The 25,487-nt window shown below is 59.0% G+C and carries 23 protein-coding genes; 14 read left to right on the forward strand and 9 right to left on the reverse strand.

Features of this window, described 5'->3' with window-relative positions; translation table 11 throughout:
• Positions 1–192 precede the first annotated feature (192 nt).
• The 6 genes from ACNQ62_RS02195 to ACNQ62_RS02220 all read left to right on the forward strand — a co-directional run bounded on the left by ACNQ62_RS02195 (position 193) and on the right by ACNQ62_RS02220 (position 5,583).
• A complete protein-coding gene (locus tag ACNQ62_RS02195; protein WP_418094105.1) occupies positions 193–1,566 on the forward strand; it encodes an MFS transporter in 1,374 nt (457 codons plus the stop codon).
• A complete protein-coding gene (mepA, locus tag ACNQ62_RS02200; RefSeq protein ID WP_418094106.1) occupies positions 1,563–2,498 on the forward strand; it encodes a penicillin-insensitive murein endopeptidase in 936 nt (311 codons plus the stop codon). Before ACNQ62_RS02195 ends, mepA begins: the two co-directional genes overlap by 4 nt.
• A gap of 2 nt (positions 2,499–2,500) precedes the next feature.
• Positions 2,501–3,367, forward strand: coding sequence for an esterase-like activity of phytase family protein (locus ACNQ62_RS02205; RefSeq protein ID WP_168592340.1), 867 nt, complete (start codon positions 2,501–2,503; stop codon positions 3,365–3,367).
• Positions 3,368–3,459: 92 nt separating this feature from the next.
• Complete coding sequence (locus tag ACNQ62_RS02210; RefSeq protein WP_037954002.1) at positions 3,460–4,080, forward strand: queuosine precursor transporter; 621 nt, start codon at positions 3,460–3,462, stop codon at positions 4,078–4,080.
• A gap of 332 nt (positions 4,081–4,412) precedes the next feature.
• Positions 4,413–4,835: an alternative ribosome rescue aminoacyl-tRNA hydrolase ArfB gene (gene arfB, locus ACNQ62_RS02215; protein ID WP_005850506.1), complete on the forward strand. Its 423-nt coding sequence runs from the start codon at positions 4,413–4,415 to the stop codon at positions 4,833–4,835.
• Positions 4,836–5,037: 202 nt separating this feature from the next.
• Entirely contained in the window at positions 5,038–5,583 is a 546-nt protein-coding gene (locus tag ACNQ62_RS02220; RefSeq protein ID WP_037942593.1) for a hypothetical protein, read from the forward strand.
• 87 nt (positions 5,584–5,670) lie between these two features.
• Here the strand turns inward: ACNQ62_RS02220 and pncB are convergent, their stop codons facing one another.
• Positions 5,671–6,963 (reverse strand): nicotinate phosphoribosyltransferase, encoded by a 1,293-nt coding sequence (gene pncB / locus ACNQ62_RS02225; RefSeq protein WP_009825586.1) that lies wholly within the window; start codon positions 6,961–6,963, stop codon positions 5,671–5,673.
• Positions 6,964–7,087: 124 nt separating this feature from the next.
• Here pncB and ACNQ62_RS02230 point away from each other — a divergent pair, with 124 nt between their 5' ends.
• Positions 7,088–7,747 carry a MarC family protein gene (locus ACNQ62_RS02230; protein ID WP_005850509.1) on the forward strand — a complete coding sequence of 220 codons (660 nt, stop codon included), beginning with the start codon at positions 7,088–7,090 and terminating at the stop codon, positions 7,745–7,747.
• Here ACNQ62_RS02230 and pncA read toward each other — a convergent pair.
• Complete coding sequence (pncA, locus tag ACNQ62_RS02235; protein ID WP_418094206.1) at positions 7,734–8,330, reverse strand: bifunctional nicotinamidase/pyrazinamidase; 597 nt, start codon at positions 8,328–8,330, stop codon at positions 7,734–7,736. The genes ACNQ62_RS02230 and pncA overlap by 14 nt on opposite strands.
• A gap of 102 nt (positions 8,331–8,432) precedes the next feature.
• On the opposite strand from pncA, the gene ACNQ62_RS02240 reads away from it, so the two are divergent.
• Complete coding sequence (locus tag ACNQ62_RS02240) at positions 8,433–9,332, forward strand: rhodanese-related sulfurtransferase (protein WP_289081356.1); 900 nt, start codon at positions 8,433–8,435, stop codon at positions 9,330–9,332.
• Positions 9,333–9,379: 47 nt separating this feature from the next.
• Here the strand turns inward: ACNQ62_RS02240 and ACNQ62_RS02245 are convergent, their stop codons facing one another.
• From ACNQ62_RS02245 to ACNQ62_RS02270, 6 genes are all read right to left on the reverse strand, one after another.
• Positions 9,380–10,699, reverse strand: coding sequence for a UDP-glucose dehydrogenase family protein (locus tag ACNQ62_RS02245; protein WP_418094107.1), 1,320 nt, complete (start codon positions 10,697–10,699; stop codon positions 9,380–9,382).
• 60 nt (positions 10,700–10,759) lie between these two features.
• Entirely contained in the window at positions 10,760–12,088 is a 1,329-nt protein-coding gene (locus tag ACNQ62_RS02250) for an NAD(P)/FAD-dependent oxidoreductase (protein WP_418094108.1), read from the reverse strand.
• A 12-nt stretch (positions 12,089–12,100) separates the two neighbouring features.
• Positions 12,101–12,922, reverse strand: a complete 822-nt coding sequence (locus ACNQ62_RS02255) for an ABC transporter permease (protein WP_009825592.1) — start codon at positions 12,920–12,922, stop codon at positions 12,101–12,103.
• Positions 12,919–13,794, reverse strand: a complete 876-nt coding sequence (locus tag ACNQ62_RS02260) for an ABC transporter permease subunit (protein ID WP_418094109.1) — start codon at positions 13,792–13,794, stop codon at positions 12,919–12,921. The genes ACNQ62_RS02255 and ACNQ62_RS02260 overlap by 4 nt, the downstream gene beginning before the upstream one ends.
• Positions 13,795–13,796: 2 nt before the next feature.
• The gene (locus ACNQ62_RS02265; protein WP_064217298.1) at positions 13,797–14,924 is read right to left on the reverse strand and encodes an ABC transporter ATP-binding protein; all 1,128 of its coding nucleotides are present in this window, start codon (positions 14,922–14,924) and stop codon (positions 13,797–13,799) included.
• Between the two features lie 92 nt (positions 14,925–15,016).
• Entirely contained in the window at positions 15,017–16,102 is a 1,086-nt protein-coding gene (locus tag ACNQ62_RS02270; RefSeq protein ID WP_418094110.1) for a polyamine ABC transporter substrate-binding protein, read from the reverse strand.
• A gap of 146 nt (positions 16,103–16,248) precedes the next feature.
• Between ACNQ62_RS02270 and ACNQ62_RS02275 the strand changes: the two genes are divergently transcribed.
• The 6 genes from ACNQ62_RS02275 to ACNQ62_RS02300 all read left to right on the forward strand — a co-directional run bounded on the left by ACNQ62_RS02275 (position 16,249) and on the right by ACNQ62_RS02300 (position 24,120).
• Positions 16,249–16,929, forward strand: coding sequence for a GntR family transcriptional regulator (locus ACNQ62_RS02275; protein WP_005850518.1), 681 nt, complete (start codon positions 16,249–16,251; stop codon positions 16,927–16,929).
• A gap of 121 nt (positions 16,930–17,050) precedes the next feature.
• Positions 17,051–18,481, forward strand: coding sequence for an aspartate aminotransferase family protein (locus ACNQ62_RS02280; protein ID WP_289081358.1), 1,431 nt, complete (start codon positions 17,051–17,053; stop codon positions 18,479–18,481).
• Between the two features lie 360 nt (positions 18,482–18,841).
• Positions 18,842–19,942: an ABC transporter ATP-binding protein gene (locus ACNQ62_RS02285; RefSeq protein ID WP_005850522.1), complete on the forward strand. Its 1,101-nt coding sequence runs from the start codon at positions 18,842–18,844 to the stop codon at positions 19,940–19,942.
• 111 nt (positions 19,943–20,053) lie between these two features.
• Entirely contained in the window at positions 20,054–21,169 is a 1,116-nt protein-coding gene (locus ACNQ62_RS02290; RefSeq protein ID WP_009825599.1) for an extracellular solute-binding protein, read from the forward strand.
• A 100-nt stretch (positions 21,170–21,269) separates the two neighbouring features.
• The gene (locus ACNQ62_RS02295; protein ID WP_005850527.1) at positions 21,270–22,937 is read left to right on the forward strand and encodes an ABC transporter permease; all 1,668 of its coding nucleotides are present in this window, start codon (positions 21,270–21,272) and stop codon (positions 22,935–22,937) included.
• A gap of 4 nt (positions 22,938–22,941) precedes the next feature.
• Positions 22,942–24,120, forward strand: coding sequence for an ABC transporter permease (locus ACNQ62_RS02300; RefSeq protein ID WP_168592350.1), 1,179 nt, complete (start codon positions 22,942–22,944; stop codon positions 24,118–24,120).
• 79 nt (positions 24,121–24,199) lie between these two features.
• On the opposite strand, the gene ACNQ62_RS02305 is transcribed toward ACNQ62_RS02300, so the two are convergent.
• Entirely contained in the window at positions 24,200–25,459 is a 1,260-nt protein-coding gene (locus tag ACNQ62_RS02305) for a lytic murein transglycosylase (protein WP_418094111.1), read from the reverse strand.
• Positions 25,460–25,487 lie beyond the last annotated feature (28 nt).

The raw sequence follows: 25,487 nt of genomic DNA on the forward strand, positions 1-25,487 counted from the left end.
GAGCCTCGTAAAATTATCCAAAACATTCTTAACGTTGGCACCCTGTGTAGGCAAAAAGGATTTGAAAAGCGACCCTTTTGAGATGTCATATGACATACTGATGGGCAGTTCACGCTGGCGTTGCGCCCAACACCGCTCTTGCGCCGCGTAGGGCTGCTGCACTACCGTCCGTCAAAACAGGAGAAAGCAGTCATGGCAGCCACGTCAGCGCGCAAGAAAATCTGGGGCTGGTATTTCTTTGACTGGGCCAGCCAACCCTATAACACGCTTCTTCTGACGTTTATTTTCGGCCCCTATTTCGCGCAAACTGCAACGGCAAATCTTGTGGATAGCGGCATGGCGCTGGATGCGGCCAAGGCGCAGGCACAGGCCTATTGGGGCTACGGGCTGACGGTTGCGGGGATCATGATCGCGATACTGGCCCCGACCCTTGGGGCGGTGGCTGATTCATCGGGCAAGCGGATGCCGTGGATCTGGCTGTTTTCAGGGCTTTATGTGGTGGGATCAGCCGCGCTGTGGTGGACCGCCCCGCAAGATTTCTCGGTCCTGTGGGCGCTCTTCTTCTTTGGCATTGGCCTGATCGGGATGGAATTCGCGACAATTTTCACCAACTCCTATCTACCAGAGCTGCACCCCGACCCGGGAGAGCGCGGGCGGCTGTCGGGGTCAGGCTGGGCTTTTGGCTATGTGGGCGGTGTCGTGGCGCTGATCGTGATGATCGCGCTGTTTCAGGCGGGCAGCAATGGGCGCACAATGGCGGGGCTAAGCCCGCTCTTCGGGCTGGACCCCGCGACCAAAGCCGATACGCGCATCGTCGGGCCACTGACCGCAATCTGGTACGCGGTCTTCATGATCCCCTTCTTTCTGTATGTGCGCGATACGCCGGTGACCTGCGCGGCGCGGTACCGCGTGGGGCAAGGGCTTTCTGATCTTTGGGTCACGCTCAAGAACCTACCCCGCCACCCGTCGCTGCTGGCCTATTTGGGGTCATCCATGTTTTACCGCGATGCGCTTAACGGAATGTACACATTCGGCGGGATATACGCGCTTGGCGTATTGAACTGGAGCATTATTGATATCGGCGTCTTCGGGATACTTGCCGCGATTTCAGGCGCGGTGTTCTGCTGGGTGGGCGGGCGTGTGGATCGTGCGATCGGGCCGATGCCTGTGATCGTAACATGCTGTCTCATCCTGATTGCAACGGCCGTGCTGATCATCTCGCTGACGCCCAACTCGATTATGGGCATCACGCTGGCCGAAGGATCCTCCGCGCCCGACATCGCCTTTTACATCGCTGGTGCTTTGATCGGGGCGGCGGGCGGGGCGCTGCAGGCATCGTCGCGCAATATGCTGACCCGTCAGGGCAACCCCGACCGCATGACAGAGGCGTTTGGCCTTTACGCGCTGTCGGGCAAAGCGACCTCGTTTCTGGCCCCTGCCCTGATCGCCATCGCAAGCGACGTATCCGGCAGCCAACGGATCGGGATCGCCCCTGTCGTAGGGCTGTTCATCATCGGCCTGGTTCTGTTAGTCTGGGTGAAACCGAACGGAGATTTCGCGAAATGATCCTGACACGAATCCTCACATGTAGCGCGCTGGCCCTCACGCTGGCGGCCTGCGGCGGGTCACCGTCCAAGCCGAATGCGGAAGCGTCCAAAATCCTGCCGACCATCGGGTCGTCGGGGGGCGCGCGCAGCAACATTCAGGCCAAGAAGCTTTTTGGCGCGAAAGCCGACGGGTCACGGCAGTCTTCCGCCGCTTACGGCAGCTATTCAAAGGGCTGTGTCGCGGGGGCACAACAACTGGCGGAAACGGGGCCGACCTGGCAAGCCATGCGCCTGTCGCGCAACCGCAACTGGGGCCACCCGGAGATGATCGATTACATTAAAACGCTCAGCGCGAAGGCCGCACAGCAACCCGGCTGGGAAGGGCTGTATGTCGGCGATATCAGCCAGCCCCGTGGCGGCCCGATGCTGACAGGGCACGCCAGCCACCAGATGGGTCTGGACGCCGATTTCTGGATGCTTCCGCCCAAGTCGCTGTCGCTCAGCCGGGCAGAGCGTGAAAGTATTTCCTCTATCTCCATGCGTCGGGCCAGCGGTGCCTATGTGAACAGCAGCTGGACCCCGCAGCACCATCAGGTGCTCAAGGCCGCGGCATCTGACCCCCGCGTGGCGCGCATCTTTGTTTTCCCCGGGGCCAAGGTGCAGATGTGTGCCGACGAAAAGGGCGACCGCAGCTGGCTGCGCAAAATCCGTCCTTGGTACGGGCACCACTATCATTTCCACGTCCGGCTGAGCTGCCCCAAAGGGGCGAGGGGCTGCGTCAACCAGGATCCGCCCCCTGCGGGCGACGGCTGCGCCGATGCGCGTCAGTGGCAGGCGAATATCCTGAACCCGCCCCCACCAAACCCCAATGCGCCCAAGCGCAAGCCAAAGCGCGAACTGCTGCTTGCTGACCTGCCAGCGCAATGCCAATCCGTGCTGGATTCGAACTAAGTTTGCTACAGATCCTTTTTGCCCTCGGCTTTGCCTCCGCTGCTTTTGCGGCGGGTGCAAATGGCCCTATTGCGCAGCATCAGCAGTTGACGTGGGAGCATGACGCCCCCTGGTTCGGTGGCCTGTCAGGTGTCGAGATGCGCGCGGATGGCAAACAGCTTACCGCGATCAGTGACCGCGGGCGGATCATCGTGGCCGATCTGTCGCGCGACGCGCTTGGCACGCTGACGGGGATGGAGATCATCCATTCCGTCGCGCTGCGCGATAAGAACGGCGCGGTGATGGACAAACCCGAGGCCGACGCCGAAGGTCTGGCGATTGCGCCGGATGGCAGCATCTTTATCAGCTACGAAGGCGATCATCGCATCGCGCGTACCAACCTTGCCGACGGCACCCCATTGCAGTTCATCGCCCCGCCCGAGGGCGCAGTGCTGCGCGACAATGCCGGGTTTGAAGCTTTGGCCGTTGATGCAGCAGGCGCGCTTTATGCCTTGCCCGAGGATAACCGCGGCGATCAGATCCCGCTGTACAAATACCAAGACGGCACGTGGCGCATCGCGGCCTACCTCGAGAATGACAGCCCCTTTGTCCCCGTGGGGGCGGATTTCGACGACGAAGGGCGGCTGTATCTGCTTGAGCGTACGGTCACCCCACTGGGGTTTCGCACGCGCCTGCGGCGGATCGAACTCTCTGGGGATCAGGCAAGCGCGGTGACGCTGCTGCAAACCCTGCCCGCGCGATACGACAACCTAGAGGCGCTGACCGTTTGGCGCGACGCCATCGGGCGCACGCGGGTGATGATGATATCAGACGATAATTTCCTCTCCGTGCAGGAAACCCAGGTGATCGAGCTGACGATAACGCAATAGCTTGCGCGGGTGCCCCGCCTTCCCTACAACGCATGACGTCTGCGATCCCCGCAGGCCAAGTCGCCGCACCCTTGCAAAAAACGGTTTCAAATATGACACGCACCTACCTTCCCGGCATTCTTGCCATGGCCGCCATCGTTGTGGCCTCCAACATTCTTGTTCAGTTCCTCTTTGGCCAATGGCTGACCTGGGGCGCGTTCACCTATCCGCTGGCGTTTCTGGTCACCGACGTGATGAACCGCGTCTACGGCAAGGATGCCGCGCGCCGTGTCGTGCTGGTAGGCTTTGTCGTCGGGCTGGTCTGTTCGCTGATCGGGACACAGATCATGGGTGAATTCGGGCCGCTGGTGACCCTGCGCATCGCGATCGGGTCCGGTGTGGCATTCCTCGTGGCGCAATTGGTCGATGTTGCTATCTTTTCTGCGCTGCGCGATGGCACGTGGTGGCGTGCGCCTTTGGCCAGCACGCTGGTCAGCAGCACGCTTGATACGTTGCTGTTTTTCTCGATCTCATTTTCTGGTGCCCTGTCGTTCCTGCATCCTGCAACCGATGTGTCCTGGGCGGCCGAAATGTTGCCATTGCTCGGCAGCGGCCCGCTCGCGCCGCTTTGGGTATCGCTGGCCGTTGCAGACTGGTCTGTGAAACTCGGGATTGCGCTGATTGCCCTGATCCCCTTCCGCATCATCACTGCACAACTTTTGACCCGCAGTTGATAGGCACCCTTTTGTGAACCGTGACGGGTGCAGAAAACGTTTTGCGTTTTCAGATTACTGTGCCAGTCTTCAAGTGAGTTCAACAAATGTAAAGGAGGTGATCCAGTGTCAAGAACGGTATTGGAGCGAGGTGTCGGAACAGCTTGGGAGGTATCCCGTTAGGGCAGCCCCTGACGGTTGAAACAACCCGGGTGGATCGCCGATCTAACCGATCCCACCTCCTTAAACCATTCGATTGGGCCGCTCCGCACCGGGGCGGCCCTTTTCGTATCTGGGCGTTCCCCTTTCCCTTGGGTCTGCGCGATGCGATAGTCGCCATGAAGGAGAGTTTGATGCTGCGGATCACGGACGAGATTGCCATTCAGGACTGGGAGCTGACGGAAAGCTTCATGCGTGCCTCCGGGCCCGGCGGTCAGAATGTGAACAAGGTCTCAAGCGCCGTGGAACTGCGGTTCGAGGCCGCGACCTCCCCTTCTATTCCGACGCCGGTCAAAAACCGTCTGCGCAGACTGGCGGGCCGTCGTTGGACGACCGAGGGCGCGTTGGTGCTGCAATGTGACGAAACCCGAAGTCAGGTCCGCAACCGCGAGATTATCCGCGAGCGCCTGAAGGAACTGATCACCGCCGCGTTGAAGCCGCCCAAAAAGCGTATCCCGACACGCCCGACGCTCGGTTCGAAGAAACGCCGGCTGAAGGCGAAAAAGACGCGGGGCGAGGTGAAGGCGCTGCGCGGGCGGGTTGATCCGCCGGAATAGCCTGCCGTGCGGCCTGCCCTGCGCCCCCGTTCCATCACTTCTATTGCAGCGCCCCTATCTCGCCGTTTTTTGCCGGTATGCGCCCCCTATCGGCAAATCGCCGCCAGAGGGACGAATCCGCGCCGGAACGGATCGCCGCGGCCCCGTGTTCCCCTCGCAGACATACAAGCGATGTCTGGTAGTAAATCTAAGGAGAACTCAGATGAAACTTACGACCACAACACTGATCGCGACCCTGATGGCCACCGGCGTTTCCACCGCAGCGATGGCGCAAACCTCTGTTGATGGTGCCGTTGGCGGCGCAGCGGACGTAGGCTCGGGCATCAGCGCTGACGTTGGCGCATCCGGTTCACTATCCACCGATTCCACACTGAAACAAGCCAAGGGTGCCGTGACCGACACCGGCGATACCGCGCAGGAAAACTATGGTCAGTTGATCCAGGAACTGCGCGCCGGTGCCGAAACCGACACGCAGACCCAAGCGGAAATTGATGCGTTCGATGCCGACGCCAAGCTGGACGTCGTAACCGTGTCGGAGCTGAAGGCATCCAAACAGGGGACCACAACCGCGCTGGACGACGCGCTGGACGCACAAGCCGAGGCCGTTGATGACATGCGCGCCTCTGTTGACGCCAATGCCGACCTGAGCGCAGAGCTGGAAGCCGAAGGCTTCACCTCGGAAGAGGTCGTGGCCGTGCGCGGTAACGGTATGGGCGGTCTGACCCTGATCGTCGACGACCGCGGCTAAGCGATTTGCAGTTATGCCCCGCACCCCACGCAGGCGGCATAAAGCAGAGGGGCCGGTGGGAAACCACTGGCCCCTTTTGCCGTCGGATCAGACGATAACTTTCTGAGCCGCCTGATCGCCGACGCCAAAGACACGTTTGTAACGGTCAATCTCTGACTGCGGGCCCATTGCTTTGTTAGGGTTATCCGACAGCTTAACCGTCGGGCTGCCGTTCGCCTTGACCGCTTTGCACACCAACGAAAACGGGGCGAGCGCGTCGTCAGGCACCAGCCCGCGGAAATCGTTTGTCAGCAAGGTGCCCCACCCAAAGGAGGCTTTGACCTTGCCCGCGAACTGTTGATGCAGTTCCTTGATCTTGGCGACATCCAGACCGTCGCTGAAAATAACCCGCTTTTCACTAGGGTCTTCACCGCGGGACTTCCACCAGTCGATCGCGGTCTGTGCCGCCACCGCCGGATCACCACTGTCGACGCGGATGCCGGTCCAGCCCGCCAGCCAGTCGGGCGCGTTATCTAGAAAGCCTTTCGTGCCATAAGTATCAGGCAGAATGATACGCAGGTTGCCTTCGTGTTCATCGTGCCAGTCTTGCAGAACGTCATAGGGCGCTTGCGCAAGTGCGGCGTCGTCCTTGGCCAATGCGGCATAGACCATCGGCAGTTCATGCGCGTTGGTGCCGATCGCCTCTACCTCTCGGCTCATGGCGATTTTGCAGTTTGACGTGCCGGTAAAGGCGTCGCCCAAGCCTTCCTGCATGGCCTGCACGCACCAATCCTGCCACAGGAACGAATGGCGGCGACGGGTGCCGAAATCGGCGATGGACAGATCGGGGATTTCCCGCAGGGCTTCGATCTTTTCCCAGACACGGGTCATGCCGCGCGCATAGAGCACCTGCAGTTCGAACCGGCCCATACGGTCCAGCACGGCGCGGCTGCGCAGCTCCATCAGGACGGCGAGGGCGGGGATCTCCCACAGCATGACTTCGGGCCACGACCCTTCGAATGTCAGCTCGTATTGGTCGCCCTTCCGCTCAAGATGATAGGGCGGCAGGCGCAGGCCCTCGAACCACTCCATGAAGTCGGGGCGGAACATCTGACGCTTGCCGTAAAAAGTATTCCCACGCAGCCAAGTGCTTTCCCCGCGGCTGAGTGACAGCGATCGGATGTGATCAAGCTGTTCGCGCAGCTCGCCTTCGTCAATGAGATCGGCCAGCGGGATATGCTTGGAACGGTTGATCAGGCTGAATGTGACCTGTGTTTCCGGCTTGTTGCGAAAAACCGACTGGCACATCAACAGCTTATAGAAATCCGTATCGATCAGGGACCGCACGATAGGGTCGATCTTCCACTTGTGGTTCCAGACGCGGCTTGCAATGTCGACCATGTTCAAAGCTCCCTTAAGCGGTGTGTTTGTGGCCCATCCATCTTGTACGGGCAAGGGAATTGCCGCTGACACAGTGCAAAACCTGTGGTAATCCACCGACTTAACCCCTAAGGAGCGCTGCTAGATGCTGGAATGGCCCAATCTCTTGCGAGAGTTGATTACCTTGTTTGTCGTGATCGACCCTATTGGCAGCCTTCCCGTCTTTCTTTTCGCGACAGCCAACGTCCCGCAACACCTGCACAAAAGCTTTGCGCTGCGGGCCGTACTGGTGGCCGGTCTGGTCTTGCTCGGGTTCCTCGTGGGCGGGCAATATCTGCTTGAGAACCTTGGGCTGCGGCTAGGGTCGTTTCAGGTCGCGGGCGGGATTATCCTGTTCCTCTTCGCGCTCAGCATGATTTTCGGCGACCCGAAACCGACGCAGGAAATCGAGGCAGCAGAGCGGGATCATCTCGCCGGTGCGGTCTTTCCGCTCGCCATGCCGTCTATCGCCTCTCCGGGGGCGATGCTGGCGATTGTGATCCTGACGGACAACCACACCAACCAGATATCAGACCAGCTGGTCACGGCGGGCCTGCTGGTTGTCGTGCTGCTGTTCACGCTTGTGCTTCTGTTGCTCGCAGGGCGGATCGGTCACCTGATGGGGACCACGGGCGCCAGCGTGATCAGCCGCGTCATGGGGATCATTCTGGCGACCGTCGCGGTAGATGCCACGCTTGGCGGGCTGGATGCGCTGGATATCCTCAACATCGCCCCCGTCGAAGACGCCCCGCTTAGCGCAGAGTAACCCCCGCCGTCGTCATCGCCTCGCGCGCGGCAGAAAGCGACCCGTCCAGATCGATCGCACGACACAGGTCCAAACGGACCTCGACATCAAAGCCCAGCTTCGCCGCGTCCACGGCGGAAAAGTTAACGCAGAAATCAAGTGCCAGACCTATCATCGTCAGCTTGGTTATGCCGCGTGTCCGCAAATACCCTTCAAGCCCGGTAGGCGTTTTGTGATCATTTTCGAAGAACGCAGAATAGCTGTCTATGGCGGGGTTGTACCCTTTACGAATGATCATGTCGGCACGGGTTTGATCCAGCCGCGGGTGGAACGCGGCCCCGTTGCTGCCTTGGACACAATGATCCGGCCACAGCACCTGCGCGCCATAGGGCATCTGCGTCACCTCGAACGGCACCATATCCGCATGGGACGACGCAAAGGAAGAATGGCCCGCCGGATGCCAGTCCTGCGTTAGAACCACCGCATCCGCCTGCCCCATCAGCGCGTTGATCCCGTCGACGATGGCGTCGCCGTCTGTCACCGCAAGGGCTCCGCCGGGGCAGAAATCATTTTGCACATCAATCACGATCAGGGCGTGGGTCATATCGGGTTCCTCATGGGCCAGCTTGTGCCAAGGGACATAGCACGGCGGGTGCGGCACGGCACCCCCTTGCCTGAACCGCCGCATGGGCGTATCTCAGCGCGCATGTATACCATTGCCGCCCTCTATCATTTCAGCCGTTTTGACGCGCCTGACGCCCTGCGCCCGCCGTTGATTGCGCTTTGTGCGCAACATGACGTCAAAGGCACGCTGCTTGTCGCCGCCGAAGGCATCAACGGCACCATCGCCGGCCCCCGTGCGGGGATAGACGCGGTCATCGCGCATATCCGTGCCCTGCCCGGCTGCACCGATCTTGAGTGGAAGGAAAGCACCGCCACGACGCCGCCCTTCGGCAAGATGAAGGTCCGCCTGAAGCGCGAGATCGTGACCATGGGTCAGCCCGATGTCGATCCGCTGGCCAAGGTCGGGCATTACGTCGATCCCGCCGACTGGAACGATCTGATCGGCCGCGACGATGTTGCCGTGATCGACACGCGCAATGATTATGAGGTCGCGATCGGCACCTTCGACGGGGCCATCGACCCGGAAACCCAGAGCTTTGGCGAGTTCCCCGCCTGGTGGGAGGCGAATAAGGACCGGTTCCACAACAAGAAAATCGCGATGTTCTGCACCGGCGGTATCCGGTGTGAGAAATCGACGAACTACCTGATCGGCCAAGGGGTGGAGGACGTGTTCCACCTTAAGGGGGGCATCCTCAAGTACCTTGAAGACGTCCCCGAAGAGCAAAGCAGCTGGAAAGGCGATTGCTTTGTCTTTGATAACCGGGTCAGCGTTGGTCACGGGTTGAAAGAAGGGCCGCATATGCTGTGCCACGGTTGCCGTCGCCCGATCCTACCCGAAGATACCGCAAAGCCCGGATACGAGGCCGGCGTCAGCTGCCCGCAGTGCGTCAATGAAACCTCTGACGCGGATAAGGCGCGGTTCCGTGAGCGCCAGCGGCAGATGACGCTTGCCAAAGCACGTGGCGAAACCCACCGCAGTTGATCACGCTGTCGGCCCGCCCTGTTCCAAGCGCGGGCCTGTGGTGCAGGTTAAGCCCCGAACCCTTCGCGCCCGATAGAGACATAGGCCGAGAAACCGGCGCGTTTGGCATCTTTGGGGCTGTAGATATTGCGCAGATCTGCCATCGCAGGGGTCGTCATCCGCTTGGCCATCCGCTTGAGGTCCAGCGCGCGGAATTCGTTCCACTCCGTCAGAATGACCAGCGCATCCGCATTTTGCGCGGCCTTATAGGCATCCTCCAGCCACGACACGCCCGGCAGCAAGGCTTCGCCCTCGCGTTTGCCCTGCGGATCAACCACACGCACCTTGGCCCCGTTGCCCACCAGCGATGGCACAATCGTCAAGCTGGGAGAGTCGCGCATATCGTCGGTGTTGGGCTTGAACGTTACCCCCAGCACCGCGATGGTCTTGCCGTTTACCGACCCGCCACAGATGTCGACCACCTTGTCGATCATCCGGCGTTTGACCTCGTCGTTCACCTTGATCACGGTTTCGGTCAGCTGCATCGGCACCGAATGATCCTGCCCCATCCGCGCCAAGGCCTGCGTGTCTTTCGGGAAGCAGCTGCCGCCATAGCCCGGGCCCGCGTGCAGGAACTTGGACCCGATCCGGTTATCCAGCCCCATGCCTTTCGACACCATTTTGACATCCGCACCAGTGCGTTCACACAGGGCCGCGATTTCGTTGATAAAGGTAATCTTGGTCGCCAAAAACGCGTTGGCGGCGTATTTGATCATCTCTGCGCTTTCCAGATCCGTCGACATGATCGAAAACTCGCGCAGCGAGAGCGGGCGGTAGATGTCCTTCATCACCTGTTCGGCGCGTTCATTCTGCGTTCCTACAACCACGCGGTCGGGGCGCATAAAGTCGTCAATCGCGGCCCCTTCACGCAGGAATTCCGGGTTCGAGGCAACGTCGAATTCAGCCTTGGGATTGGCCTTGGCGACGACCTGTTTGACCTGACGGTTGGTGCCCACGGGCACAGTCGATTTGGTGACGATCACCGCATAACCCGTCAGGACAGAGGCGATCTCTTCTGCGGCGGCCATGACATAGGTCAGATCCGCATGCCCGTCCCCGCGCCGGGTCGGCGTCCCAACCGCGATAAACACGGCATCCGCACCATCCACTGCACTGGCAAGATCCCCGGTGAAAGACAGACGACCCGCTGCAACGTTCTTGGCCATCAAATCATCAAGACCGGGTTCGTAGATCGGGACGATGCCCTTTTCCAACTTCTCGATTTTAGACGGGTCTTTGTCGACACAGGCAACTTCATGCCCGAAATCCGAGAAACAAACACCCGAGACCAAACCGACATAGCCGGTGCCAATCATCGCAATCTTCATGAAACTTTATCCTAAATCAATTTGACAGTCAGCAAGCCAAGCCAGCCGGTGCACCCACATCTAGTGATCTGACAGCGCAAAACCAAGATAGGCAAATGGCATCAGAAGCCGACGCCAGCGCCCCAGTTCGAACTTTCGCAGCCGCTTTTGCATGACCTGAGGGTAGGGCCGGTCGATGGGTTTGCCCATCACCAGATCCGCGACCAGCCCGCCCGAATAGCTGCCCATTGCAACACCATTCCCATGATAACAAAGACTTGCATAGACAGCACCGGGGTCAGGGAGCTTGCCGACAAAGGGCATTTGCGCGCGCGACAGACATACCATACCGGACCATTGGTAGGGTGTCTCAACGTCTTTCCACGCCGGGAAAAACTTTTCAAAATCGCGGCGTACACGCGCAATGGCGCGCGCCTCTGCCGCTTTGCCCGTCACCAAACCGCCGCGCATGCCGAACAACATCCGGCGGTCCGGCATCAGCCTGAAATAATGCAGCAAATTGCGCGTATCTGCGGACATATAATCGCTCTTCCATCCCGCGGCATCTAGCTCTGCCTCGGTCAGGGGGCGGGTCACAAGGACCGTCGACTGCGTGGGCATATAGCGCGCAGACAGCCCCGGCACCAAATCTTCCGACGAATACCCGTTCGTGGCGACAATCACTTTTTGTGCACGCACCCTGCCCTTGGGCGTTCGAACGTCGTGACCCTGCGTCGCCTGCCGCACCTCAAGCGCAGGCGTACCATGGTAAATGACCGCACCCGCTTTTTCCGCCGCTGCAGCAAGGCCGGTCACGTATTTCCGCGGGTTCAGCGCAAAGCCCGCCGGAATATGCAGCGCCCCGTGGAACGGCCCCGAAAGCCCATGCGCCGCGAAATCCGCGGGATCAATCAGCCGCGCCTCTAGCCCGTAGTTTTCTCGCACCTCGCGGGCGCGCGTGCGAAAATCGTCCATATCCTTGGGCCGATGCGCCAGCTCGATCTCCCCGTCGGAGTGGCGGTCAACCTCGATCCCATGCCGCGTGATCAACGCGTCAACAAAGTTGATCGCCGCCAGCTCAGCCGCGCGAAAGCGCAACCGATCCTCGCGCCCTGCAAGCTTGTCCAGCGCGGCATCACTTAGCCGCCCGCCCCCAAGGCAGCAAAAGCCCCCGTTGCGGCCCGACGCGCCCCAGCCGACGTATCGGTTTTCCAGCACAACCGCCGAATATCCAGCCTCCGCAAGGCGCAACGCAGCAGAGAGCCCGGTAAAGCCGCCGCCCACAATCGCCACGTCACAGGATACGTCACCTTCCAACGCAGACCTGTCGGTAGCGGCGCAGGTTTGATCCCACCAACAATCTTCCCTAGGCGCATCTGTATAGGCAAAATCGTTAAATATTCGTTTCATGCCGCCGCTCTTTCATGCCACGGCGCGTTCCGCCGCCTGCACATCGCGTTGCGCCTTGATCGCCTTGCGCTTCGATATCAGTGACGCCGTGATTACCCCGAAAGTCACGATACCGATCATGATGGTGGATAATGCGTTAATCTCGGGCGAGACGCCAAGACGCACCGCGCTCCAGATCTTGATCGGCAGGGTTGTGGAGGACGGGCCCGTGGTAAACGAAGCGATAACGAGGTCGTCCAGCGAGAGCGTGAACGCCAGCAACCATCCCGAAATGACCGCCGGCGCGATGATCGGCAAGGTCACCAAACGGAAGGCGTCGAAAGGCGAACACCCAAGGTCCAGCGCCGCTTCCTCCAGCGACCGGTCAAAAGTCACCAGCCTTGATGACACGACCACTGACACGTAGCACATCGAAAAGGTCGTGTGTGCCAGCACGATAGTCAGCGTCCCCCGGTCCAGCCCGATCCCGATAAACAGAAGCAACAGCGACAGGCCGGTAATCACCTCCGGCATGACCAGCGGCGCGTAGATCATACCCGAGAAGAGCGTACGCCCAGCAAACCGCCCTCCGCGCACAAGGATATATGCCGCCATCGTCCCCAACACCGTTGCCAGCGTAGAGGATGCCACCGCGACCTTTAGCGTTACCATCGCAGCATTCAGAAATGCCTCATTCTGAAGCAGCTCGCCGTACCATTTCGTCGAGAAACCGGCCCAGACAGTCACCAGTTTCGAACTGTTAAAACTGTAGATGACCAGCAGGATCATCGGCAGATAAAGAAAAGCAAACCCGAGGGTGAGCGACGTAATATTGAACCAGCTTGCGCGTCTCATGACTCCACCTCGGCCTGACGTTGCTGGTTGCGTTGGAACAGAACGATTGGAACGATCAGTATCAGCAGCAGGATCACCGCCACCGCGCTCGCGACGGGCCAGTCGCGGTTGTTAAAGAACTCCTCGAACAAGACCTTGCCGATCATCAACGTCCCTGAACCCCCCAACAAAGACGGGATAACGAATTCGCCCAGCGCGGGGATAAAGACCAGGAAACACCCCGCAATGATCCCGTTGCGAGACAAAGGTATCGTGACCAGCCAGAATGCCTTTAACCGTGAACATCCCAGATCTTCGGCGGCCTCGATCAAGGATTCGTCCAACCGATCCAGCGCGGCATAAATCGGTAGAATCATGAATGGCAGATAAGTGTAAACAATTCCTATATAGACCGCGGTCGTCGTGTTCATGATCGTCAAAGGCGTTTCGATGATGCCCAACCACAGCAGGAATTGATTCAAAAGCCCCTCATTACTCAGAATACCGACCCACGCGTAAACGCGGATCAGGAAGCTGGTCCAAAAGGGCAAGATCACCAGCATCATAAGGGTCGGACGCCATTCCTCGGGCGCGCGGGCCATGCCGTAGGCCATGGGGTAGCCCACCAAAACCGCTAAAACTGTAGATATTAACGCAATCTTCAAACTGCTTAGGTAAGCCTTCCAGTAGAGATCGTCTGAAGCAAGAAAGGTAAAGTTTTCCAGATCGAATGCCGCGAACATCGCCCAGATCCCGTCCTTTGCCGTCGGGGAGTAAGGAGGAATCGACAAAGCCAGATCAGAGAGAGAAATTTTAAAAACAATGATGAAAGGAATGAGAAACAGCGCGAGCAACCAGGCATAGGGCACCGCGATAAGGAAAAAGCGACGCATATTCATCGCTCCAACAGGACGCCGGCGGTGGCGCTCCACGAAATCCAGACCTTATCCTCCCACGTGATCGTGCGGCGCGACAGCCGACGCGTGTTTGCGGTCTGCGCCTTGATCACTTGACCACCAGCCAGCTGGACATGGTAGGTGCTGAGATTGCCAAGATATGCGATGTCCAGAACGGTGCCCTGAACAGCGTTCTTCATTTCTGTCGGCTTCTCGGTAGAAATGGCGATCTTCTCCGGTCGGATCGCAAGATGAGCTTCCTGCCCATCGCTAAAGGGGCGTTCTGATGCCGCAAGCAAGGGGGCCTCATTCGCGACCCAATCAAGGTGGTACATATTCTCGCCCGCGGGCTTCACCGTGCCAGAGATAATGTTCACGTCACCGATGAAGTCTGCGACGTAGACGGAATTAGGTGCTTCGTAGATACCTCCTGGCGTCGCGACCTGGATGATCTGCCCTTCATCCATCACAGCCACACGGCTCGCGACGGTCATCGCTTCCTCTTGATCGTGGGTCACGATAACAAAGGTGGTCCCTGTGCTTTCCTGGATATCCATTAGTTCAAACTGGGTGTCCTGACGCAGCTTTTTGTCCAGCGCGCCAAGCGGTTCGTCCAGTAGCAAAAGCTTCGGCGCTTTGGCGAGGGACCGCGCAAGCGCGACCCGTTGACGTTGCCCCCCCGAGATCTGGTGGGGTTTGCGTTTGGCAAATTTGGTAAGGCGCGTCAGCTTGAGCATCTCTTCAACGCGTGCGGCGATATCTGCCTTGGACATATCCCCTCGTTTCAACCCAAAGGCGATATTCTCCCAGACAGACAGATGTGGGAACAGGGCATAGGACTGGAACATCATGTTCACCGCCCGCTTGTTCGGCGGGATGCCCGCGATATTCTTACCCGCCAATTCGATCTTGCCCGCGCTTGGGTTTTCAAACCCGGCAAGCATGCGCATCATCGTTGTTTTACCGCAGCCCGAAGGCCCCAGCAGAGCAAAGAACTCGCTTTCATAAATACTCAAAGACAGATCATCGATCGCAACGAAATCGCCAAAACGCTTTGTCACATTCTCGAAGCGGATAAGCGGCTTTTCGTTCGGGTCATCCCACGGGGCGAAAACGGGTTGGCTCACTTTGATCTATCCTTTGCACAGCGTTTATCCCTCCGGGTGGAAGGGTTCGGTAGATCGGGTCAAAGCCGGTAAGGCTTTGACCCGATGCGATTTTAGATACCAGATTTGATCTTCGTCCACATACGCGTGAGGACACGCTGTACCTTGGGTGAATATGAAGAAATGGTATACAGGTTTTCCAGCGTGGCTTCGTCTGGGTAAATCGCTGTGTCCCCGATCACGTCTTCGGCAAGGAACTCTTGGCTCGCCTTGTTGCCATTCGCATAGTAAACGTAGTTCGACGCGGCGGCCATATTCTCTGGTTTCATCATGAAATTCAAGAACTTATGCGCCCCATCCGGGTTTGGCGCATCCGCTGGAATAGCCATATTGTCGAACCACATCAGCGCCCCTTCTTTTGGCGCGTAATAGGCGATTTCGACACCGTTATCCGCCTCGGCCGCGCGGTCACGCGATTGCAGGATGTCACCCGACCAACCGAAGGCAACGCAGATATCACCGTTGGCCAGTGCGTTAATATACTCCGAGCTGTGGAACTTTTGAACGTGGGGGGCAACCGCCGTCAAAACAGGCTCTGCCTTCGCGATCACGTCGGGGTCCTGGGATTGAGGCTCTTCGCCCAGAAACTTCAGCGCCGCGGGGATCATTTCTGTCGGAGCGTCAAGGAAATGCACGCCACATTCGGCCAGCTTTTCCATATTTTCGGGCTTGAATACGAGGTCAAGCGAATCAACAGGGGCATCTTCGCCCAGCACTTCCTTAACCTTGGTCATGTTCACGCCAAGCCCGGTGGTGCCCCACATATAGTTAACTGCATATTCATTACCGGGGTCGTATTTCGATACGCGGTCCTCGATCACGTCCCACATGTTGGTGATGTTCGGCAGCTTGTCTTTGTCGAGCTTCTGGAAAACCCCCGCCGTGATCTGGCGTTCAAGGAAGGTACCGGTCGGGACAACCACGTCATAGCCGGACCCGCCTGCAAGCATCTTGGTTTCAAGCACTTCGTTACTATCAAACACGTCATAGATCAGGTCGATGCCGGTTTCTTTTTCAAATTTCTGCAACAGGTCTTCGTCGATGTAGTCGGACCAGTTATAGACCCGCACCTCTTCACCCAAGGCGCTGGTGGCGATCAATGCCGTTGCTGCGATTGAACTGAGCAAGCTATATTTCATTGTCATCTCCCGTTGTGTAGGCTCAGTTGTTCCGAACCTTTCGTCAATTTGATCAAGTTTTGCGTCATGCGACAAGATCATTTATAATTTTACGCAGGTGCATGCCGTGGTTCAAAATGTGGTTGAGTACAATTTAGGCAAATTTGATGAACGTAAATTCCGCTGACCTTGCGTCGCAAAAGCCTTTGGAAAGCCCGGCCAAGGTGCCGGCCCATCAGCATGTCTATGAACGCGTGCGCAAGCTGATCCTATTCGGCGATCTTGCCCCCGGTCAGGCGGTCACCATTCAAGGCCTTGCAGAAACCCTTGATGCGGGCATGACCCCGGTGCGCGAAGCGCTGCGCCGTTTGATCGCCGAAGGCGCGCTGGTGCATCAGGGCAATCGGCGCGTATCGGTCCCTGTGCTGGACCTAGAAGGGGTTAACGAGCTGGAATTCATGCGAAAAACCCTTGAAGCAGAGCTTGCTCAACGGGCCACAAGCCGCATGTCAGAGACTGTTTTAAGCGAACTCGCACAGGTGGACGACGCGCTGAACCACGCGATTGATCGTGGGGATATCGGCGAATACCTGACCCAGAACTACCGCTTTCACACCATCGTCAACACCTGTGCCGAGGCCCCTATTCTGGCCGCGACCGTCGACCGTTTATGGCTGATGTTCGGCCCGTCGCTGCGCGTGGTCTGCGGTCGGTTTGGCACGTCGAACCTGCCAGATAAACATGCCGACTTGCTGGCGGCTTTTCGCGAAGGCGATGCGGCAAAGGCTGCGCAGGCCATGGCAGAGGATGTTTCTCAGGGCATGGTCCAGATTCGCGCCTCTCTTTGATTAAAATCTGATCGGCTGATAGCCGTTTATCGTCACCACAGCAGAGCGATTCGATTGACTCTGCATAATTTGATCATATTCTGAGCCCAATCTTCCCTCCCCATTCCCAGAGGTGTTCTTTATGGCCCATATCACCAACCACATGCCCACCGCCGAGCTGCAAGCACTTGACGCCGCGCATCACATGCACCCGTTCACCACCAATGACGAACTTGCCGAGAAGGGCGCGCGGATTATCACCCGTGCCAAGGGCGTCTACCTGACCGACAGCGAGGGGAACGAGATCCTTGACGGGATGGCGGGACTTTGGTGCGTCAACATCGGTTATGGCCGTCAGGAAATGGCCGACGTCGCCGCGCGCCAGATGCTCGAGCTGAACTACTACAACACCTTCTTCATGACCTCGCACGTGCCCGCCATCGCCCTTGCAAAAGAGATCGCGTCACTGGCCCCCGGCGATCTGAACCATGTGTTCTTTGCCGGGTCGGGGTCCGAAGCGAATGACACCAACATCCGGATGGTGCGCACCTATTGGGCCATGAAAGGGAAGCCAGAGAAATCCCACATCATCAGCCGCAAGAATGCCTACCACGGATCGTCGATGGGGTCCGGCTCCCTTGGTGGCATGAGCTATATGCACGAACAGGGCGGCATGCCGATCCCCGGTATTCACCACATCAACCAGCCCGACTGGTGGGTGGAAGGCGGCGACCTCACGCCCGAGGCCTTCGGCCTTGCCCGCGCGCAAGAGCTTGAGGCCAAGATCCTAGAGCTTGGGGCAGATAATGTCGCGGCTTTCATCGGTGAACCCATTCAGGGCGCGGGCGGGGTTATCGTGCCGCCAAGCACCTACTGGCCCGAAATCCAGCGTATTTGTGACAAGTACGACGTATTGATCATCGCGGACGAGGTGATCTGTGGCTTTGGCCGGACAGGCAGCTGGTTCGGGTCCGAGACCATGGGGATAAAGCCGCATATCATGACCATCGCCAAGGGCCTGAGCTCTGGCTACCAGCCGATTGGCGGGTCCATTGTGTGTGAAGAGATCGCGCAGACCATCGGGTCTGGGGAGTTCAATCACGGCTATACCTATTCGGGGCACCCCGTTTGCTCGGCCGTGGCACTGGAAAACCTGCGGATTATGCAGGACGAAAACATTCTGGATCACGTGAACAATGTTGCCGCCCCCGCCCTGAAGGAAGGCTTGGCCAAACTGGCAGAGCATCCTTTGGTCGGCACCGTCAACGTCGCGGGTCTTATGGCGTCGCTGCCCCTGTCCCCGCGCAAAGAAACGCGGTCGAAGTTCGCAGGCGATGCAGGAACCGTCGGTTATATGTGTCGTGAACGCTGCTTTGCAAATAATCTGGTGATGCGCCACGTCGGCGATCGGATGATCATCTCGCCACCGCTGGTGATCACCCCAGAAGAGATCAAAGTATTCATGACGCGCGCCACCAAAGCGCTGGATGAAACCTATACCGCGGTCAAAGAAGGCGGCCTGCTCAAGGCAGCCGAAGACCACGCGCAAGACGCTGAATCGCCGCTCGGCTAAGGCGTGACATACATTCGGGACGAGGCGCAAAGGTCGCCCGTCCCGCCGCTGGAAGCCCTGCAAGGACTTGTCTGTTTGCGACATCGGCAGAGGCTGACAAGCGCTCAAAATCGCCGGGTTCGGGGCGAGCCGCTGATGCTTAACCTATGGCAGATATTAACAAATTTCCCTTATTTCAAGCAGGCTGCACAGTAATTCCGCAGGCAAAAGAACTGTTTCTTGTCAAATAACCGTCGATCTTCCCGCAATTGACGCTTTCTGCCCAAAAGTGTCGTTAATTGGTTGCAAAGCGGAAACCAGCCAGTTTTAACTTCCTGTCAACAAGGGCGCTTGAACGTCACAATAAACGGGGAGCCAGCTTTGGCAGATACTTCAGCAACGAATGCGTTCGTAGAATTTGAACGCGTGCAGAAAAGCTATGACGGCGAAAATCTCGTCGTAAAAGACCTCAACCTGTCGATGCCGAAAGGCGAGTTTCTGACAATGCTCGGGCCATCGGGGTCCGGCAAGACCACCTGCCTGATGATGCTGGCAGGTTTCGAAACGGCCACGCATGGCGACATCCGGCTTGATGGTAAATCGATCAACAACATCCCGCCGCACAAACGCGGCATTGGCATGGTGTTCCAGAACTACGCGCTTTTCCCGCATATGACCGTTGCCGAAAACCTCGCCTTCCCGCTTGAGGTGCGCAAGATCGGCAAGTCCGAGCGTGAAGAGAAAGTGAAGATCGCGCTGGACCGTGTTCAGATGGGCGACTTCGGCGGCCGCCGTCCGGCACAGCTTTCCGGCGGTCAGCAGCAACGTGTTGCCTTGGCCCGTGCTTTGGTCTTCGAACCTGAACTGGTGTTGATGGACGAACCGCTGGGCGCGTTGGACAAACAGCTGCGCGAAACATTGCAGTTTGAAATCACGCATCTGGCGCATGAACTGGGCATCACCGTGGTCTACGTGACCCACGACCAGACCGAAGCGCTGACGATGTCCGACCGCGTGGCCGTGTTTGAAAACGGGCGCATCCAACAGTTGGCCCCGCCCGATCTGCTGTATGAAGAGCCCGAAAACAGCTTTGTTGCGCAGTTCATCGGCGAGAATAACACTCTTGAAGGCGTCGTGACCGAGATCAAGGGCGGCACTTGCCTTGTGCAGCTGGACGGCGGCGGCCTGATCGAGGCAAAGCCGATCAACGTGACCCGCGCCGGCGAACGCACCCGCGTATCGATCCGCCCCGAACGCGTCGAATTCAACAAGGACCGGATGCAGGAAGGGGCACATACCCTGAAAGCCGAAGTGCTTGAATTCGTCTATATGGGCGACATCTTCCGCACCCGCCTGCGGGTTGCCGGGACCGACAACTTTATCATCAAGACACGAAACGCACCCGATCAGGTACGTTTGAAGCCAGGCCAGCAGATCGAGATTGGCTGGTTGGCAGAGGATTGCCGCGCCCTCGACGCATAAGCGTCAGGACGCGGCCGGCCGTCCAACGTTCGACGGCGTCGCACGAGGCTGTGGTTAAGCCCGATATCACACCCTCAAGACCCTAACGGGCATATAATGGGAGACTATCTAATGAAGTTTACGACAACGCTACTCGCATCCTCCGCGATCATTGGCGCTGGCACATTGGCATTCGCCGATGCGCATGCGGACATGGCCAAAGAGATGACGCTTGTTTCCTGGGGTGGCGCTTACCAAGCCAGCCAAGACAAAGCGTATCTGCAGCCCTATCTGGAAATGCACCCTGAACTCTCTGCTGTTTGGGATGAAAGCTCCAACGAAGCCGTGGCAAAGCTGCGCGCGATGAACGAAGCCGGCAACGTGACCTGGGATCTGGTCGACGTGGTTGCCGCTGACGCCATCCGCCTGTGCGACGAAGGTCTGGCGATGGAAATCGACGCGGACGAGATGCTGGCAGAAGCCCCCGACGGGACATCCGCTGAAGACGACTTTGGCGACCTGCTGGTCAGCGACTGCTTTATCCCGCAAATCGTGTATTCGACCACGTTCGGGTATCGCACAGACATGGTTGGTGACACGCCTCCAACCAAAATCTGCGACGTCTTCGACACCGAAGCCTACCCAGGCAAGCGCGCGCTTGAAAAGCGTCCGATCAACAACATGGAATGGGCGCTGCTCTGTGACGGCGTTGCAAAGGACGAAGTCTATGACGTTCTGGCAACTCCAGAAGGTCAGGAACAGGCTCTGGCCAAGCTCGACACCATCAAGGACGACGTGATCTGGTGGTCCGCCGGTGCCGACACGCCACAGCTGCTGGCCGATGGCGAAGTCGTCATGGGTTCCACCTACAACGGCCGTCTGTTCAGCGTTATCGAAGAGCAAGACCAGCCCGTTGCAATGCTGTGGGACGCGCAGGTGTTCGACCTTGACGGTTGGATCATCCCAGCAGGTCTGCCTGACGACCGTCTGGCGCGCGTCAAAGACTTCGTGAAATTCGCGACAGACACCCAGCGTCTGGCGGATCAATCGCAGTACATCAGCTACGGCCCTGCCCGTTTGTCCTCCGCTCCTATGGTTGGCAAGCACGCAGAACTGGGCATCGACATGGCACCACACATGCCAACCGACCCGGCCAACGCAAAGAACACGTTCCTCTACAACTACGAGTTCTGGGCTGACTACCGCGACGACATCGACGCGAAGTTCCAGGCATGGTTGGCGCAATAATCGCCTGAACCATTCGGAGGAGGCCGCTTTGGCCTCCTCCACCCCTTATTTGTTTTTCCATTTTCCCGACCTTCCAGCGACCTAACCCCATGGGGCCGATATGAGCGATACCGCCGACGCGACGAACGACACACCTGAACAGACCGGCCCGATGCTGGCCGCGGACGGCACACCGCTGAAACGCAGCCTGAACCGTGCGCTCCGTCGTCAGAAGCTCAGCGCGCTTTTGCTGATCGCCCCTCTGCTGATCTTTATCCTGATCACCTTTATCGCCCCGATCGCCGATATGCTGTTCCGCTCTGTCGAGAACCAGATCGTCAGCGACACGCTGCCCCGCACCACGCAAACCCTGTCCGACTGGGACAGCGAAAGCGGTGAAACCCCCGGTGCCCCCGTCTACAAGGCGCTCTACGAAGACCTGTTCATCGCGCAGGAACGCAAATTGCACACCCGTCTGGGCTCAAGGCTCAACTACGAGCTGACCGGTGCATCGTCCCTGTTCCGCAAATCCGGCCGCGGCGTGGATGACATTGGCGAAGTGTTTCAGGACCAGTTCGAGGATCTGAACGACTTCTGGAAGAAGGGCGAAAACTGGAACGCTCTGCTTGGCTCCGACGCATGGCTGGCAGAGATTTCCGACTGGAAAAAATCCTCCGGCGACGACCAACCCGCGTTTGAAATGCGCGAAGGCATGGCAGAGCTTCTGCCCGAGACCGCCGAATACTACGAAATTTTCGCCGACTTCGTTCAGAACGACGACGAAGACAACCTGTACAAGGAAGACCCATGGGCGCTGATCTACTCGGCACTCTATGACGACCTGACAGGCCCCACGGCATCGCAAATCGCCAGCTATTCAGGCCCGGCATCAGCCGAACTGACCGAGGCAGCCGCAGCCGCCCCTACATTCGACGCAGTCGATTACAAAACAGCCTTCACCGAGATCGACGACGATTGGGGCAAAACCCCGATCTGGAGCACCATCCGCGCCTACAGCCCCGCGCTGACCAACGGCTATTTCCTGAATGCCGTAGACATGCAGAAAACGGCTGACGGTCCCGAATTCCGCCCCGACAACGAACGCATCTACGGCACGCTGTTCCTGCGCACGCTGTTCATGTCGGTATGCATCACCCTCAGCTGTATCCTGCTGGGCTATCCGGTGGCGTGGATCCTCGCCAACCTGCCCGCGCGTACCGCGAACCTGCTGATGATCCTCGTGCTGCTGCCCTTCTGGACCTCGCTTCTGGTGCGGACATCGGCGTGGAAGGTCATGCTGCAACAACAGGGTGTGATCAACGATACACTGGTGTGGCTGGGCCTGGTGGCCGATGACAGCCGTCTTGCGCTGATCAACAACCAAACCGGCACGATCATCGCGATGACGCACATCCTGCTGCCCTTCATGATCCTGCCGCTCTATTCCGTGATGCAAACAGTACCGCCCAGCTATCTACGTGCGGCAAAGTCACTGGGGGCCACGAACTGGACAGCCTTCTGGCGCGTGTATTTCCCGCAATCAGTGCCCGGCATCGGCGCGGGGTCGATCCTCGTGTTCATCCTGTCGATCGGCTACTACATCACGCCGGAAATCGTCGGCGGCACCACGGGGACATTCATCTCCAACCGGATTGCCTACCACATCTCCAGCTCGCTCAACTGGGGCCTCGCGGCCGCGCTTGGGGCGATCCTGCTGGCCGTGGTGCTTGGGCTTTACTGGGCCTACGACAAGATCGTCGGCATCGACAACGTGAAACTGGGAGGCTGATATCATGGTCGCACTCACACCTATCTCCCGCAAACCCGTCGGTTTCTATGTACCGGTTGTCGCCGCAGCAGGCGCCTTTGCCGGGCTCTTTGTCGGCACCGCCCAAGGCAGCGGACTGCTGGGCATCCTGATCGGAGCGCTGTCCATGGGGGCGCTGGCCTTTGTGCTGACGCAGCTGATCAAGAACGAAACCATCGCCCGCTGGACCTCTGTCATTCTGCTGGCGGTGATCGGCTTTATTCTGGGCGGCGTGCCCATGCTCGTACTGGGGACGATCTTCGGCTGGTTCTTCGGCTGGTTCAGCTTCTGGCTCTACGAGGGACGCTACCGCGCCAAGGTCGCGCCCTATCTGACCCCGGGTCAGGTGCTCTGGCACTTTGCCTTCCGCATCATTTGCGGCGCGATCCTTGTGTTCCTGATCACACCGATCCTCGTGGTCATGCCACTTAGCTTCAACGCCGAGAACTTCTTTACCTTCACCCCTGAAATGCTGCGTTTCGATCCCGAAGGGTATTCGCTGCGCCACTACAAGGACTTTTTCAGCAGCTCCGCATGGCAAGGTGCCGTCTGGAACTCGATCAAGATCGCCCCGGCCGCGACCCTTCTGTCGGTCAGCTTCGGTACCCTCGCGGCCATTGGCCTAAGCCAGCAGCACGTGCCGTTCCGGCGCGCGATCATGGCGATCCTGATCTCGCCCATGATCGTCCCACTGATCATCTCGGCGGCGGGCATGTACTTCTTCTACAGCCGCGTCGGCCTGCAGGGCACATATGTCGGCGTTGTTCTGGCCCACGCGGCCTTGGGCATCCCCTTCGTCATCATCACCGTCACCGCGACACTGGTAGGCTTTGACCGCTCTCTGACCCGCGCAGCGGCGAATATGGGGGCCAATCCGGTCACGACCTTCTTCCGCGTGCAAATGCCGTTGATCCTGCCGGGCGTGATCTCGGGCGGTTTGTTCGCCTTCATCACCTCGTTTGACGAAGTCGTCGTGGTGCTCTTTGTCGGCTCTGCCGGTCAGAAAACGCTCCCGTGGCAGATGTTCACCGGCCTGCGCGAACAGATCAGCCCCACGATCCTTGCCGTGGCGACGATCCTCGTGGTCATCTCGATCTGCCTGCTGACCGTGGTCGAACTGCTGCGCCGCCGCTCCGAACGGCTGCGCGGGATGTCACCCGGCTAAACCGCTTCCAAATGGTTTAAAATCCTCGCCGAAGGCACGCGCCGGACCCAAAGGTCCGGCGCGTTTCATTTACGCCAGATTATTCCGCCGCGGCTGCGCGCAGCGTCTCCAACAGACGGGGGGAGGCATAGCCGTCAGGCACAAGCCCCTGCGACAATTGGAAATCGCGCACCGCATTGATGGTCAGCGGGCCGATCTTGGCGTCGATCTGGACCGTATCAAACCCCTGCGCCGTCAACTGCGTCTGAAGCTCGATCCGTTCGTCATAGGTCAGCGCGCGGTCTTGCACCGGCCAGCTGGCCTCGATCGGCCCGCCCCCGGCGATACGATCTGCCAGATGCCCCACGCCGATCACATAGGCATCGGCCGAATTATAGCGTTCGATCACCGCGAAATTGGCATAGATCAGAAACGCCGCGCCCTCTGCCCCAGCGGGCAAAAGTAGTGACGCAGGGCCGTGATCCCCCAGCGACCCTGTCACAGGGCGCACCCCAAGCGCACGCCATTCCGCTGCCGTTTTCAGGATATCCCGCCCCGCCAGAAGATAGTCGAACCCCTCGGGCAGCCGTACCTCGACGCCCCAAGGCTGCCCCTGGACCCATCCGAAATGCTTGAGATACGCCGCGGTAGAGGCAAGCGCGTCACGTGGATCATCGCTCCAGATATCGCGTTTGCCATCGCCGGTGAAATCCTCGGCATATTGCTGGAAAGACGAGGGCATGAACTGCGTGTGACCCATCGCACCAGCCCAACTGCCCTGCATCCTCGCGGGCGTGGTATCGCCCGCCTGCAAGATCCGCAGCGCGTCCAGCAGTTCCCCTTCAAAGAACGCCCGCCGCCGCCCGTCATAGGCCAATGTCGTCAGCGAGCTGAGCACCGGATCGCTGCCCCTGAAGGTGCCATAGGCGCTTTCGAGCCCCCAGATCGCGGTGACGATCTCTTTCTCGACGCCATAGCGCGTTTCGATTTGTGACAGCGCGTCGGCCTGTTCGGCCAGCGCCTTCTTCCCGTTGGTGACCCGTAGATCAGAGGTCGCGGTCTCCAGATAGGCCCAGATTGTTTTGGTGAATTCGGATTGGTTGCGGTCGCGGCGGATGACCTCCGGGTCATAGCGCACGGTCTGCATCACGCGGTCAAAGACCGCACCGTCGATCCCTGCGGCCAAGGCACGCGCACGGAAGGCGGTCACCCAGTCCTGCAACCCCGCCGCGCTGCCCGGCTTTTGCACAGCCGCGGGCGGGCGCGCAGTACCCTCGGCCCCCGCAGCGATCACACCTGTGGCAGCCGTCACCGAGAGTGTCACCCCGCCAACCAATGCGCCAATTTTCAGCAGTTCCATTCCCACGCCCTTCCCAGCATCACGCTAC

The sequence above is a fragment of the Sulfitobacter sp. SBS6 genome (assembly GCF_048285585.1).
Classification (GTDB): Bacteria; Pseudomonadota; Alphaproteobacteria; order Rhodobacterales; family Rhodobacteraceae; genus Sulfitobacter; species Sulfitobacter pontiacus.